Origin of the sequence: Hymenobacter sp. YC55, assembly GCF_029433095.1 — a bacterium.
Lineage (GTDB): Bacteria > Bacteroidota > Bacteroidia > Cytophagales > Hymenobacteraceae > Hymenobacter.
In genome coordinates, this window is the sequence record NZ_JARNTX010000012.1 from 59,741 (window position 1) to 74,006 (window position 14,266).

At 58.9% G+C, this 14,266-nt stretch carries 11 protein-coding genes and 1 riboswitch; of the genes, 8 read left to right on the forward strand and 3 right to left on the reverse strand.

Annotated features, from left to right (window positions below):
• Positions 1 to 222 precede the first annotated feature (222 nt).
• The 8 genes from P1X16_RS30620 (at position 223) to P1X16_RS30655 (ending at position 8,513) form a co-directional block, all read left to right on the forward strand.
• Positions 223 to 855, forward strand: coding sequence for a cytochrome c biogenesis protein CcdA (locus tag P1X16_RS30620; protein WP_277236580.1), 633 nt, complete (start codon positions 223 to 225; stop codon positions 853 to 855).
• A gap of 71 nt (positions 856 to 926) precedes the next feature.
• Positions 927 to 1,502, forward strand: a complete 576-nt coding sequence (locus P1X16_RS30625) for an AAA family ATPase (RefSeq protein WP_277236581.1) — start codon at positions 927 to 929, stop codon at positions 1,500 to 1,502.
• Between the two features lie 23 nt (positions 1,503 to 1,525).
• Positions 1,526 to 1,727, forward strand: a riboswitch (cobalamin riboswitch).
• Between the two features lie 29 nt (positions 1,728 to 1,756).
• Complete coding sequence (locus P1X16_RS30630; protein ID WP_277236582.1) at positions 1,757 to 2,983, forward strand: ABC transporter substrate-binding protein; 1,227 nt, start codon at positions 1,757 to 1,759, stop codon at positions 2,981 to 2,983.
• Positions 2,980 to 4,074: an iron ABC transporter permease gene (locus P1X16_RS30635; protein ID WP_277236583.1), complete on the forward strand. Its 1,095-nt coding sequence runs from the start codon at positions 2,980 to 2,982 to the stop codon at positions 4,072 to 4,074. The genes P1X16_RS30630 and P1X16_RS30635 overlap by 4 nt, the downstream gene beginning before the upstream one ends.
• A 3-nt stretch (positions 4,075 to 4,077) precedes the next feature.
• A complete protein-coding gene (locus tag P1X16_RS30640) occupies positions 4,078 to 5,112 on the forward strand; it encodes an ABC transporter ATP-binding protein (protein WP_277236584.1) in 1,035 nt (344 codons plus the stop codon).
• Between the two features lie 57 nt (positions 5,113 to 5,169).
• The gene (locus P1X16_RS30645) at positions 5,170 to 7,374 is read left to right on the forward strand and encodes a TonB-dependent receptor (RefSeq protein WP_277236585.1); all 2,205 of its coding nucleotides are present in this window, start codon (positions 5,170 to 5,172) and stop codon (positions 7,372 to 7,374) included.
• A gap of 4 nt (positions 7,375 to 7,378) precedes the next feature.
• The gene (locus tag P1X16_RS30650; protein WP_277236586.1) at positions 7,379 to 7,882 is read left to right on the forward strand and encodes a bifunctional adenosylcobinamide kinase/adenosylcobinamide-phosphate guanylyltransferase; all 504 of its coding nucleotides are present in this window, start codon (positions 7,379 to 7,381) and stop codon (positions 7,880 to 7,882) included.
• Positions 7,883 to 7,904: 22 nt separating this feature from the next.
• Positions 7,905 to 8,513, forward strand: coding sequence for a cob(I)yrinic acid a,c-diamide adenosyltransferase (locus P1X16_RS30655; RefSeq protein ID WP_277236587.1), 609 nt, complete (start codon positions 7,905 to 7,907; stop codon positions 8,511 to 8,513).
• A 532-nt stretch (positions 8,514 to 9,045) separates the two neighbouring features.
• On the opposite strand, the gene P1X16_RS30660 is transcribed toward P1X16_RS30655, so the two are convergent.
• From P1X16_RS30660 to P1X16_RS30670, 3 genes are all read right to left on the reverse strand, one after another.
• Entirely contained in the window at positions 9,046 to 11,265 is a 2,220-nt protein-coding gene (locus P1X16_RS30660) for a bifunctional alpha,alpha-trehalose-phosphate synthase (UDP-forming)/trehalose-phosphatase (RefSeq protein WP_277236588.1), read from the reverse strand.
• A 511-nt stretch (positions 11,266 to 11,776) separates the two neighbouring features.
• On the reverse strand, positions 11,777 to 12,823 hold the full coding sequence (locus P1X16_RS30665) for a M14 family metallopeptidase (RefSeq protein WP_277236589.1): 1,047 nt from the start codon (positions 12,821 to 12,823) through the stop codon (positions 11,777 to 11,779).
• 57 nt (positions 12,824 to 12,880) lie between these two features.
• On the reverse strand, positions 12,881 to 14,263 hold the full coding sequence (locus tag P1X16_RS30670; protein ID WP_277236590.1) for a DUF3526 domain-containing protein: 1,383 nt from the start codon (positions 14,261 to 14,263) through the stop codon (positions 12,881 to 12,883).
• Positions 14,264 to 14,266: the final 3 nt, after the last annotated feature.

Consider the following 14,266-nt stretch of genomic DNA (forward strand, 5'->3'; position numbering starts at 1 on the left):
GTTGTATTGCAGAATATTGCTTCTATAATCAACTCCTAAATGAAGTTGAATCTGGCGGTCTGGATTTGCGGAAGGTAGGTGAGCTTTGCAGCTGTTACAATCGGCAGGCAAGTATGTTTAGACGCATTGCTTTCCAAGTTGACTGCTTCAAGCAGCTTGGCGATGCCTTTTCCAGGTACTATGTAAATTTACTTTTTCAAGGATAGTGTCTTTCGTTAGTCTATGCTCAATCCACTACTTTTTGACTCGCTACTGCTCGGTATTCACCACTCTTTCGAGCCCGACCACATGGCGGCGGTTTCGGTGCTGGCCACCGAGCAGAAGCAGGGCACGGGCCGGCTTTGGCGCATCATCTGGCGCTCTTCCCATTGGGCGTTGGGGCACTCCTTTACGCTCATCCTTTTCGCCAGTCTGATTCTGCTGCTGAAATCGAGCCTGTCGTTGCAGGTGGCGGCGCAAGTTGAGTTGTGCATCGGCCCCCTGATGATCTGGCTCGGGGTGCTGGCCATCCGGCGCAACTTTCAGAAAAGCCAGCCACTTGCCGCTACTGCGGAGCCTCGGGGTGTGCTCAGCCGCTCGTTCTGGGTGGGCATGGTGCACGGCCTAGCCGGCACTGGCGGCGCCTGCACCATTGCCTTAGCCTTGGCCGCCCGCGACGCCCGCACTGCCGTCTGGATTATCGTGCTGCAAAGCGTGGGCATCCTCGTCTCTATGACCACCTATGGCTACCTTTTTGCCGTGTCGGCCACCCGTTTTTCCAGCCGCTGGCAGCCCTCGCTCAAGTGGCTCAACTATGCCGTAGGGCTGCTTTCCATAGCCATCGGCTTGTATACGCTCAAAGAAAGCTTGACCTAAGCACGCTAGCTAACAATTAGATAAGAAACTTAAGTAACCTGCTCTACAACAACCCAACGGCCAATAAACTCATGGCGCAGTTTCTGATTTCCGGCGGACCCGGCGCGGGCAAATCCACGTTGCTGGCAGCCTTGCAACAGCAGGGCTATGCTGGTGCGGAAGAGGCGTCGCGGGTTCTGATCCAGGAGCAAGTAGCGTTGGGAAGCGGCCTCGTGCCCTGGCAAAACCTGGCGGGCTTCGCCGAGCTTGCACTAGCCCGCATGATAACCCAGTACGAGCAGGCCCGGCAGCGTGGCGGTGTCACGTTTTTCGACCGGGGCATCCCCGACATCATTGCCTACCTGGAAGTTGGTGGCATTTCCGTAGCCCGGACCTACTACGACGCGGCCACGCAGTACCGGTACCACCCCCAAGTACTCATGGCTCCGCCTTGGCCGTCCATCTACGTCAACGATGCCGAGCGCTGGCAAACTTTTTCCGAAGCCGTGCAGCTCTATCAAGCCCTGAGTCGGACCTACCAACGCTTAGGGTACCGGCTGGTTGAGCTGCCCCTAACCTCGGTAGCGGGCCGGGTGCGTTTTGCGCAGGATTGGCTGGCGCTAGAGGGAATGCCGGCCTCTAAATCAGGGAATTCAGGCAAAGAATAGGCTTTGTAGCAATTTCGCTTACCTTTGCCGCCAGTAAGGGTAGCTGGTCCGGAGCACTTTCGGGCTAACTTTAAAAGGGAATCCGGTGCGAATCCGGGACAGTCTCCGCTGCTGTAACCCCCACCAAAAACCGGTCGATACGTCGCGCCACTGTTCCGCCAGGGATGGGAAGGCCTTCGACCGGTGGGGGAAGTCAGAAGACCTGCCACTTACTACATACAGTCACAGCTTTCGGCAGAAAGGCTCGTTGTACCATGCCCCAGACCTCGCTTTCCACCGGCCGCGCCGGGGGTATTTCCTCTCTTTTTTCGTGTTGGCGCAACTTGGCGCTTTTGGGCCTGCTTTTGCTCAGTCCTGTGGCGGGTTTCAGCCAGAGCTCCACAACCAAGCCAGCTTCCAAACCCGCCGTCAAAGCAGTGGCCGCAGTGCGGGGCCGCACCAGCGTGCAGTACGCAAAGGGCTTCACGCTCAGCTACGCCGACAATTACAAGGTTCTCACCATCCTGAGCCCGTTCGAGCAGAAAACCACCGCCACGCGCTACCTGCTGTTGCCGCGGGGTACCGCCCGGCCAGCTGGCTTTGCCGAGGCGCAGGTGATAGAAACTCCCATCCGCACGCTAGTAGGCTTATCGTCGATGCACGTGGCGCTGGCTAGCTTCTTGGGGGCCGACAACGTGGTGGTAGGCTTGGGTAGCTTCAAATATGTCTCGGCCCCGAAAGTGCGCCAGCGCATAACGGAGGGCAAGGTATTGGAGGTTGGCCAAGGCAAACAAATGAACAACGAGCTACTCGTCGCTCAGCACCCCGACCTGGTGATGGTTACGGGCTGGCCGGGTGAGAGTTTGCCCCGTTTTCAGACCCTGGCCGCCGCCAACATTCCGGTTATGATCAACTCGGAATGGGTGGAAACTACGCCCCTTGGCAGGGCCGAGTGGGTGAAGGTAATGGCCGCCTTGCTTGATAAAGAAGACCTCGTAAATCAGAAATTCGACCAGGTAGTGCGCGACTATAAGCGGCTGGCCGCCACCACCCGCACCGTAGCCAAAAAGCCTACAGTGGTAGTAGGCATGCCCTTCAAAGACGTGTGGCACGTGCCGGATGCGGACAGCTACATGGCTCAGTTCCTGCGCGATGCAGGCACCACGTATCCCTGGGACAAAACCAAAGCTCCCAATGGCAGCCTGGCACTCTCGTTCGAGGCTGTGGCACCCGTGGCCCTTGCCGCCGACTACTGGCTGCATACGGGCTCCACCAAGTCGAAAGCAGAAGTTGCGGCGCAGGACCCCCGCTACGCTGCCTTCGCGCCGTTCAAGCGTGGGCTGGTGTACAACAACAACCGCCGCACCAACGCCGTGGGCTCCAACGACTATTGGGAATCCGGCGCCGTACGGCCCGATCTGGTGCTAGCCGATTTAATTAAGATTTTGCACCCCGAGCTGTTGCCGACTTGGCAGCTGCGCTACTACCAGCAGCTAAAGTGAGTGTTGTGCAAACGTCGGCCGTGCCCGAAACCCGCCTAACGCAGGCCGCTAATTACCGCCGCGGGGCTTGGCTGGTGGTGTTGCTCGGCTTGGTAGCCCTGGGCTTTGTGCTCGACATCGGGCTAGGGTCGGTGCGGATTCCCCTGCTTGCCGTGGTGGATATCCTGTTAGGCAACCCCACCGACACGCCGGCCTGGAAATTCATTGTTCAACAAATTCGTCTGCCCAAAGCACTGACTGCTTTAGTGGTAGGCAGCGGCTTGGCAGTGAGCGGCTTGCAGATGCAGACTCTGTTTCGTAACCCCTTGGCCGGGCCTTCCGCCCTCGGGTTGACGGCGGGCGCAGGGCTAGGCGTGGCTGCCGTGATGTTGGCCAGCGGCAGCGTCGCGGGTAGCTTTGCCATTCGGGCCCTGGGCGTGGGCGGCAGCTGGGCTTTGGTGCTGGCCGCCACCACCGGCGCGGGACTAGTTATGAGTTTGGTACTAGTGCTCTCGGCCCGCTTGCGCGATAATGTGATTATGCTGATTGTGGGGCTGATGGTAGCCAGCGTGACGGGGGCCATAGTCAGTTTGTGGCAATATTTCAGTGCCCCCGAGCAGATTCAGGAGTACCTGATGTGGACGTTTGGCTCGCTGGGCGGAGTGGTTGGTAGCCACCTGATGGTGCTGAGCACGGTCGTGGGCGCGGGGTTAGTATTGGCCTTTGCTTCTGCCAAACCACTGAATGTTTTGCTGCTAGGTGAAAACTACGCCCGCAGCATGGGGTTGGTAATCGGTCGTTCCCGCACGCTTATCATCTTGAGTACCAGTTTACTGGCAGGAGCCATTACGGCATTCTGCGGCCCCATCGGCTTTGTGGGTATTGCCGTGCCCCACCTCACTCGGGGCTTGCTACGCACCGCCGACCACCGGGTGCTGCTGCCCGGGGCCTGCCTGGTAGGTGCCGCCCTCACCCTGGGCTGCGACTGTTTGGCCCAGCTGCCCGGTAGCCAAACCGCCCTGCCGCTCAACGTGGTGACTTCCCTATTGGGGGCGCCGGTGGTGCTGTGGGTGGTGCTTCGCCGCCAGAATATTCGCTCGTCGTTTTCCTGATCTATGGTAGCGCCCGCGCCCCTGCTTGCCGCCGAAAACCTGGCAGTGGGTTATTTCACTTCTCGAAAAACGCCCCACGCAGTGGCCGAAAACCTACGCTTGGCGCTGTGGCCAGGCGAGCTGGTGTGTTTGCTCGGGCCTAATGGGGCAGGCAAATCAACACTGCTGCGGACCCTGGCGGGTTTGCAGCCGCCGGTGCGCGGACAACTCATGCTCGGCGACGCTCCCATTCAGAGCATGAGCGCCCTGGCACGAGCCCGCCAACTGAGCGTAGTGCTTACTGACCGGCTCGATGCGGGCAACCTGACCGTACAGGAGCTAGTGAGCTTGGGCCGCCATCCGCACACGGGCTGGCTCGGGGGCCTTTCCGCCCACGACGAAGCCCAGGTATTGGCCGCGCTGGCCGCAACCAATACCACTCGGTTTGCCCGCCGCCCGGTGGGCGAGCTTAGCGACGGTGAGCGGCAAAAAGTGCTGCTCGCCCGTGCCTTAGCCCAGGACACGCCCCTGATCTTACTCGATGAGCCCACTGCCCACTTGGACCTACCAAACCGCGTGGCTCTCATGCGCTTACTGCACAACCTGGCCCGCCAAACCGGCAAAGCCATTCTGCTGTCCACCCACGAATTGGACCTGGCTTTGCAGGCTGCCGACCGGGTGTGGCTACTTTCGGCCACGGGTACGCTGCACGCCGGTACGCCCGAAGATTTGGTACTGAGCGGCACGTTTGCGGCCGCTTTTGCGCGGGAAGGCCTTGCCTTCGATCCAGCTACGGGCACTTTCGCCTTGCATGCCCCGGCCGGACCGGCCGTGCAGCTGCTCGGCGAAGGCGCCGCCGCATTTTGGACCCGGCGGGCGCTGGAGCGGGAAGGCTTCGTGCCCACTACCTCCCCTGCTCCCTTGCGCGTGACCACGCCAAGCGCATCCGGCGTTGGTTTCTGGCTTTGTGAACTGCCGGGTCAGCCTGCGCAGCAGCACCAAACCATAGAAACGCTGCTCGCCGCGTTGCGCCTCCTTCCTGAAAATCATCCTGTTTGATTTTGGCACCCGTCGCGGCGGCGGGTGGCCCCATTTTATTCCCTTGTTGCTAAAGCAATGAAGAAAAGTTCTTTACCCGCTTCATCTACTTCCCCTTACGTGATGGTACCGTTGCTAGGTACCGCGCTGCTTTCGGCGGCCGGAACCACAGCACAGGCCCAGGTAGCGGCCGACTCGTTGAAGCGTCAGAGCCTCAATGAGGTGGTCGTGACGGCGACGCGCTCAACCACGGAGCGCCGCAAAGTGCCGCAGCAGATCGAGGTGATTTCCCGGCAGGATATTCAGCAAACTCAGGCGCTGGACTTCACGGATATACTAAAGAAGAATGCTTCGGTGGATGTCATTCAGTATCCGGGGCTTTTGTCGGGAGTAGGCATTCGGGGGTTCCGGCCCCAAACCAGCGGGCTAAACCAGCGGGCGTTGCTGCTGGTAGATGGCCGGCCAGCGGGTACTTCCAATTTGTCTACACTGGATTTGGGCAGTGTGGAGCGGGTGGAAGTGCTGAAAGGCCCGGCCTCGGCGCTCTACGGCTCGCAGGCCATGGGGGGCGTGGTAAACGTGATTACGCGCCGCTCCCGCGGACCAGTACAAAGTAGGGTCTACACCGAATACGGTAGCTACGAAACGTTCCGGGCGGGCGGGGCCACCGGCGGCAACATCACCGAAAAGCTGGATTTCGACCTCTCGTTCGGGCTTTTCGACCGGGCACAGGACTACAAACTAGGCAAAAAAGGCCTGTTTCGCGACTGGCTCGATGCCAAGAGTGCCACCAAAACCTTTGCCGACGGCCGCTCCGAGGAAACCGACGACCAGCGCGGCGACGGTATCCGGCGCAATTTCACCAAGCTCAACTACTACTCCGGCGCCCTGCGCCTCGGCTACCAAGTAGCCGAGCACTGGCACGTAGATGCTAGGGTGGAGCGCTTCGTGGCTCGCAACGTGCAGTCGCCCAACGACATCTTCTACGGCAACACCGGCCCCTCCACCAAGGACATCGAGCGGCAGAACCTGGAAATCAGCGCGGTGGGCGACTACGCGCACCACCAGCTATTCGTGCGGGGCTACGGGTCGGGGGAGTTCAACAACAACAATACGCTGCCGGCTACGGCGCCCGCCTACCGCTCGTTCCAAAGCAAAAACTACTGGAAAGGCGTGCAAGTGAAAGACGTTATCAAGCTTGGCGAGCAGCAGCTAACCGTCGGCATCGACCACAACGAGGCCACCAGCCGCTCGCACCGCTTTAGTGCCACTAGTGCCGAAATGGCGCCGTTCAATCCCAACTACGAGCTCAACACCACCGGCCTCTACGTGCAGGGCCAGTTTAGCTTGCTCGACGAGAAACTGATTGTGACGCCCGGTGCGCGCTACGACTTCATCACCTACGACGTGAAAAGCACGCCCCTGCTCACTACCTTCACACCGGGCAAAGAAACCAACCCATTTTTCAGCCCTAGCCTAGGGGCGCAATACCGGGTGCTGGAGCCGCTGCGCGTGCACGGCACCATCGGGCGGGCCTACGTAACGCCGGATGCTTACAACGTGGCGGGCTACTCGCAAACCGTCAACGCCAGCAACCAGGCGTCGGTCACGCAGGGCAATCCCGATTTGAAAAACGAAAACAGCGTGACCTGGGACGCGGGCTTGCGCTTCGATAAATCCGAAATGGGGTTAACCGGCGACGTCACGTACTTTTCAACCCGGGTGAAGGACCGCATCACCACCCGCACCACCAACCCCACCGGCGAAACCACCCCAGAAGGCTACGTAGTCCGTTCGCGCACTACCTACCTCAATGCCAACGACAGCCAGATCCACGGGCTGGAAGCGGAAGTTGGCTACGATTTTGGAGCAGCTAGTGAGTACGCGCATTCGCTGCGGGTGTATGCGGGCGGCACCCGAATGCTGAAGGCCGAAGACGTAGTCAACAACACGGATGGCAGCGAAACTCGCCGTAGCATTCAGAACGTGGCCCGCTTCAGCCACAACTTCGGCGTGTCGTATGACAACTTCAAGTACTTGAATGCGCGCCTGAGTGGGCGCTACGTGGGTCGCCGCCGCGACACCGACTTCACCGACGTGAATTCGCCCCAGATTCTCTACCCCGAGTACATGACCCTGGATTTCTCGGTGACGGGCACTTACGCCCAGCGGCACGCCCTCACGCTGTACGTCAATAACCTGACCAACGAGAACTACTACGAGAAGCGTGGCTACAACCTGCCCGGCCGCAACGTTGCCGCCCGCTACACCTTAACTTTCTAGGTCGATGCTCTATTATATTTCCGGCGGGCAGCGCTCCGGTAAAAGCCGGTACGCCCAGGACTTTGCCTTGCAGCTCAGTTCCTCGCCCGTATATCTGGCCACTTCCCGCGCTTGGGATGAGGACCACCGCCAGCGTATAAACCGGCACATAGCCGACCGCGACGCACGTTGGACCACGCTGGAAGAAGAAAAGCATATCGGCCGCCTGGACCTAGCGGGCCGCACCGTGGTGTTGGACTGCGTAACGCTCTGGCTAACCAACTTCTTTACCGACACCGACTACCAAGTGGAGCAGGCCCTGACCTTGGCCCAGCAGGAATTCGACTTGCTGCTCCAGCAAGACTGCACCCTGCTAGTTATCAGCAACGAAATCGGGATGGGGCTGCACGCCCCAACCGAAGCCGGGCGCAAGTTCACTGACTTGCAGGGGTGGATGAATCAGTACATTGCTGCGCGGGCCGACAAGGCTATTTTCATGGTTTCCGGCCTGCCCCTCTCCCTTAAATAATTACCTGACTAAGCTCAAGCCCATGAAGATTTACACCAAAAAAGGCGACAAGGGTACCACCGGTTTGTTTGGCGGCTCTCGCGTCGACAAAGACGACGTACGGGTGGAGTGCTTCGGCACCCTCGACGAAGTGAATTCCACTATCGGGTTGCTGCGCGTAAAGCTCGGCCCGGAACACGCGTGGCAGCCTAACTTGCACCGGATTCAGAAGGACATGATGGACATGATGTCGCACCTGGCCCGGCCTTCCGATGCCAAGAAAGTGAATACCAACCCCATGCCCACCGACGGCGCTGCTTTCTGCGAAACGTGGATCGACGAGTTGGAAGGTCAGATGACTACTGCCTCGGACTATTTCTTGCTGCCCGGCGGCAACGAAATTTCGGCGCTCTGCCACGTTGTGCGCACCCAAATGCGGCGGGGCGAGCGGCGGCTGGTGTCCTTGATGCGCGTCGATACGGTCGATGAAGCAATTCCCGCCTATATCAACCGCCTCTCCGACTTGTTTTTCACGTTGTCGCGCGCGGAAATGGACAAGGCCGGCGTGGCCGAAGAGAAGTGGCAGTTGTTCTTGTACAAGCGCTTCAAGAAGGCAGAAGACCTACCCAAAACTGAAGACCCAGCAGCTTAATCTTAAGCAGCTTCTCTTGATCTGCAATTCTCTGTGTGAGCTGCCCGTGTACTTGGCTAACAAGCGCACGGGCAGCTTACTTGTATAAAAGAGGTGCTTGTCTTTTTTCCGCTTAATGCTTAATTTCTATGGCCGTTTCAAGCAAGAGCTAAAGCCTGAAATAGTGCCGGTCCAAGATAAATTAGAAATAAATCATTTCTGCATAGTTTATTCGCAGTGAAATTCACTTAGCACATATACTGTAAAGCACTACGCTCATGCGCTATTTTAAGGATAACCGAGACACAGTGAATGAGTACGCCGCTCGCTTAATTGCCACCGTTGTGCTCTTAGGCTTGGGCGAGGGAGCTTGGCTAACCTGGCATTGGCTGGCAGCTTTCTTTAAGTAAGGCTATGTGCAACAGCTGCTTTTTGCGTAGGGAAGCAGCCCAAAAGTCTAGACTGCGAAAAGCGTTAGACAACGCAGCGAAGTACAAGTCTACTATGCCAGACCAGGCGCCAAAGCCTAGGTTTGCTTGCCTAATTCTTAGAGCTACGGAAAAGGCCTGCTCGGCACCGATGTAGAGATGGGCGCCGACGAACGCAAACTGCGCAGCAATTCCAGCGCATCGTTGATGCGGGAAACGTGGTAGCGGGCCTGCGAACGGGCCGACTCTCCAACTTTAACTGTGAAGGCCTCAGGGGGCAGCACCCGGAACATATCTTCGTCGGTGCAGTCGTCGCCGAGGGCCAGAACGAAGTCGGGTTGGTACAAGCTTAGCCAGCGGGCCGCGGCAGCACCTTTGTGAATACCGGCGTTGCGAATCTCTACCATTTTGTCGCCTTCCAGCACCTGCAGGTCGGAGTTGGCGGCCAGAAACAGTAGGTGGCTTACCAGCTCGCGGGCCCGCCGACGGCCCAGGTCGGGGTCGACCCGGCGGAAGTGCCACACCAGGGAAAACTCTTTCTCCTCGATAAAGGACCCACTGGCGCGCACCACATATAAATCCAGCACGGGCCGTAGCTCCTGTTTCCAGTCGGCGCGCAGCTCGTGAAACAAGGTCCACTCCTGATGAGGCGGACGCAGCCAAGCGCCTTCCTCGGCAATCAAGCCCAGGGGCAAGTGCCCGAACCACTCGGTGAGCGTATGCCGGTCGCGGCCACTTACCAGCGCTACTTGCGTTTCCGGACTTTCGCTCAGCTCTTGTAGCAACGCCAGCAGCTCGGCGTTGGGTTGGGCCCGCTCGGGGTGGGCCCGAAACGGCACCAGCGTGCCATCGTAATCGAGCAGCAAGAGTCGTTGCCGGGCATGCCGGTAGGCCTCTACCAAGGTATGCGCCGCTTCCGGTTCGAGCGGCGTGGTGGCCAACGCCAGCTGCTTGGTTTTCACTTCGGTTAGCTGCGCTGAAAACCGGCGGCTCCAAGCAAAGGCATCGTATTGCTTGACCAACGCTTGCATGGCTGCCATGCGCCGGCGCTGTTCGTCCTCGGGCATGAGCAAGGCGACGTGCAGGGCATCGGCTAGCTCGCTGGTATCGGTGGGATTGATAAGCAGCGCATCGGCTAGTTCGCGGGCGGCCCCAGCTCTCTCGCTCAGAATCAGCACCCCGCGCTGGTCGGTACGACTAGCTACGTACTCCTTGGCCACCAGATTCATGCCGTCGCGGATGGGCGTTACCAGCCCAATGTCGGCCAGCGAGTACCAGGCAGCCACTTCCTCGAACGGTAGTGAGCGGTAGAAATAATGCACGGGGCGCCAGTTGATGGTGCGGTACTGGGCATTGATGCGGCCCACCAACTCGTCGATTTCCTCCTTCAGCTTGCGATACAATTCCACCTGCTCGCGCGAAGGCACTACCACCATCACTAAACTTACCTGGCCCTGCCATTGCGGATAGCGCTGCAGCAGCTTCTCGAAGGCGTTGAGTCGCTCGGCAATACCATTCGTGTAATCCAGCCGGTCAAGAGAAAGAATGACGCGCGCTTCCCGCAAGGCTTCACGGTACGAGTGCGCAAACGTCTGTGTAGAAGCTGTCACGGCTGCCGCCGCGCAGCGGCCGTAGTCGATACCTATGGGAAATGCTTCTGCCCATATCGTCCGGGAGGGAGTCTCGATCTGGCTGTTGTGAGTGGGCAAACCAAGCAGTTGCGAAACCGAGCTTAAGAAGTGCCGCATGTAGCCCAGGGTCTGAAACCCAACCAAATCGGCCCCGAGCAAGCCTAGCAGTAGTTCTTTGCGGCACGGCAGCACACGCAGCAGCTCATACGACGGGAACGGAGTGTGCAGAAAAAAGCCGATGGTGGCGTGGGGGCAGGCTTGGCGCAGCAATTGCGGCAGCAGCAGCAACTCGTAGTCGTGCACCCAAATTCGGTCGTCGGGACCAGCTAGGGTTAGTACGGCCGCGCAGAATTTCTCGTTGGCATCCACGTAGGCGGCCCATTGCTGGTGGTCGAAGGCCGAGTACTGGGCAAAGTAGTGGAAAGTGGGCCACAAGGTGCCGTTGCTAAAGCCCTCGTAGTAGTCACCGACTTCTGTTTCCGAGAGAAATACGGGAGTCATGTTCTCGGAGCGCAGCATCTCGGCTATTGCTTGCTGCTCGGCTTCGTTTTCGGGGGCCAAGCCGGGCCAGCCCACCCACAGGTAGTCGCCGGAGCGGTACATAGGGTCGAGCCCGATGGCTAATCCTCCTTCACGAGGCTGCAACAGGAAACCCGCGTCAGTGCGCTGCACTTTCAGGGGGAGGCGATTCGATACAAGGATGGTTTTACCCATGCGGTGGGGTTAGGTGGCACAATCATCAAACGACAAGGAAAGGACATGGCGTTAGTGTCACGTTAACCTGGCGTTAGAAAACATTAAGCGGTAGTTGTTCCGCCTTTCAACACGTAACCCGACCCTTGCCGGGTAAGTGAGTACACCTCTGACTTGCGCAAGTAAGTGACTTACTTGCTTCCTACTTCCACTACAAACGTACGGCTTCTCCTTGAAAGCGAGCTGTAGGCCGGCTGCTGTGCTTCCCGACCAAGGGAGCACCCATGCTGCATTTACCTGCCAGTTGGTTTGCTTGCGGGAGCTTCGCTTCCTGCGCTAAGTTGCAGAAGGTCAAAATAATATAACAGGCTAATGCAAGCCGGTGATAGCGCCTTTTGGCTGCAAAAGGGTCTTCCCTTCCGCGGGGTTGAGGCAAACTACAACAAAACGCACACTACGTCAGCTGCTCTTATCCTGCTGCTTTCAGTAACGTTCTGTTGATTGCAGAGCACACCGCCCGGAGAGCATCTGTTTACAACTTCCCTTGCATTGGGAGGTGACCTATACTCAGCAAACTTTCTCCAGTACTGATGGGCGGCGTAGCTGTCATGTAGAGCACTACCCCATCAACTGGAGCTACTACGTCGGTGAGCGGAGTACCAAACAGGTCGGTGATGGTGCCCAGTTTGCGGCCCTTGTGAATCAACTCGCCGGCCTTAACCAGTGGGTAGAAAAAGCCGGTGTGGGAACTGCTGACGGTAGTGCGCTGAGCAATCAGCAGCGGATTGTTGGGTGCGGGCTGTTCGCCAGCCATAGCCAAGTGGCCGAGCAGCCGGTGCAGGGCCTGCTTGATATGGATTACCGCTTCTACCTCGGGCAAGCCAAAACGGCCACACTCGATGTCCACGGCGGGAATACCGCGCTTAATGGCTTCGCGGGAACAGTAGACGGCCGCTTGATTTTTTAGCGTCGCCTCATTGCCGAACTGCACCACGTAAGGAAAACCGAGGGCCACGGCCATCTGCCGGCCAGTGTCGGAAAGTTCGGGCGTGTCGAAGTAATTGTAGTAGCCGGCGTAGGGCCGCAAATCATCGAGGGCGTCGCCGGCGTGCACGTCGATGACGTGCGTGCAACGCCCGATAACGTCGTTGCCGAGCCGCCAAGCTAGGCGCTCGGTGATGGTGCCATCGGGCCGGCCCGGAAACACGCGGTTGAGGTTCTTCTCGTCCTGCGGGTTCACTTGAATGCGCCGGCCCAGGAAACCCGGAACATTGGCCAAGTGCACTAGCAGCACAGTACCGCGCAGCTCGGCTGGGTTGATTTCGCGAGCCAGCTGCTGGGCGGCTAAGATGGGCGGGTATTCATAGCCGTGTACCCCGGCAATAATACCCAGCACCGGACCCGGCCGGCGACCGTGGAAAACTGTCACGGGCACCACGGTGCTGTCTTGGCCTGCCGTTACGTGCAACAGTGTGGAAACCTTATTGCCCGGCGCCACCGTCTGCCCGTTGAACATAAAAGGCTTTAGAGGAGCAGCCAGTGACACGAGGGCGAAAAACAACAGAGCCTGGAGCAGCAAGAAAAACGAAACAACATAAGGGAAGGGTGATAGTCAGAGAAAACAGCTGCGCAACATTTAGCGGGGGCTAATGGGGCGCAGCCGCAACAGCCCCGCACCCAGCGCATACATGGCTGCCACGCTTAGCAGTAGCTTAACCAAGCCGCCATAAGCAGTGCCTAGCTCCGGCTGGCTGGTGAACGTGTGGGTAGGTTCGCGGGCATAGTCGGCGTGGGTGAATTCGACTTTGCGGAAAAGGAAGGGGTAGTAAAAAGCACGCAATGAATCGTGGAAGCGGGCAGCGCTGCGCTGAAACTGCAGATGAGTGGGCAGGTCGGTGCCCGCTAAGGCGTTGAAACTGCTCTGGGCGTTGATGGCCGGCGAGAGTAGGTTAAGCTGTTCCACCAAGTCGTAGCGCTGCTGCAGACGGTGGGCGTAGGCGGCGGCTTGCGGGGCTACGGCCTGGTCGCCGAGGTGCTGAAAGGCGTAGTACCAGCGCCATACAAACCGCTCCCGAATACTGGTTGTGTCGCGCCACTGTGGATAGAGGGCGAAGAACCGGTTCATGGTCTGCGCTTTCGGCCGGTCCCAACCGGCATGAATTTCCTCGCGCTGCTTGATGGTAAGCTCAATGCCTTGGGGCACGGGCCGGGCCGCAGCTACGCCCAGGTTCAGCAAGCTTGGCACCAGCACCACCAGCACCAGCCACACCCCGAGCAGGGTTACGGCATTCACGGCCGAGGTGCGCTGCAAGGCCGTTACTACCAAAGCCACCCCAAACCAGAACAAGCAGTAGAGTATCGTCAGGACTAGCCAAGCAACCACTCGCATATCTAGGGGCACTTGGGCCCACAGCATTCCTACCACCGAAAGAGCCAGGGCCAGCCCCAGTACCACGCTTATCCGGAAAGCTAACTTGGCTCCTACTACCGTGGCCGGACCAACCGGCTGAGCTAGCAGCAACACCAGAATACCTTCCTCCCGCTCACTGGATAGTAGGTTGAAGCTCAAGGCAATAATCAGGAGTGGAAACAGATACACCAGCACGAACGCCAGATCGAAGTTGCCGCTGAGCACCTTCATGGGGTTGGTGTTGTCGGCGGCGTAGAGTTGGTTTTGCAGCCCCAGTAGGCGCAGCTTCACATAGGAAGGGTTTACGTCGCGCAGCCCCAGTGAGAGGGCCGCCCAAGGGTCGGGGTGGTGCACGGCGAAGGTGGTGTGATAGTAGCCGATGTCGCCGGCGTCGGCGGGGCCAGGAAACTTCACCTTCAACTCTTCCACGTTGCGGCGCGTGAGTTCGGGCAGGGTCGCCAGGTGCTGGCGCTGCCGCTCGATTTCGGTGGTGCCGTAGTAGATGCCGTAGAGGCCGGTAGCCAGCAGTAAGCAACATAAAAGCACTAGCCCCTTGGCGGCGCGGAAGTGCCGCCCCTCGTAGGAAAACAGAATCCAGAAGTTACGCATCAA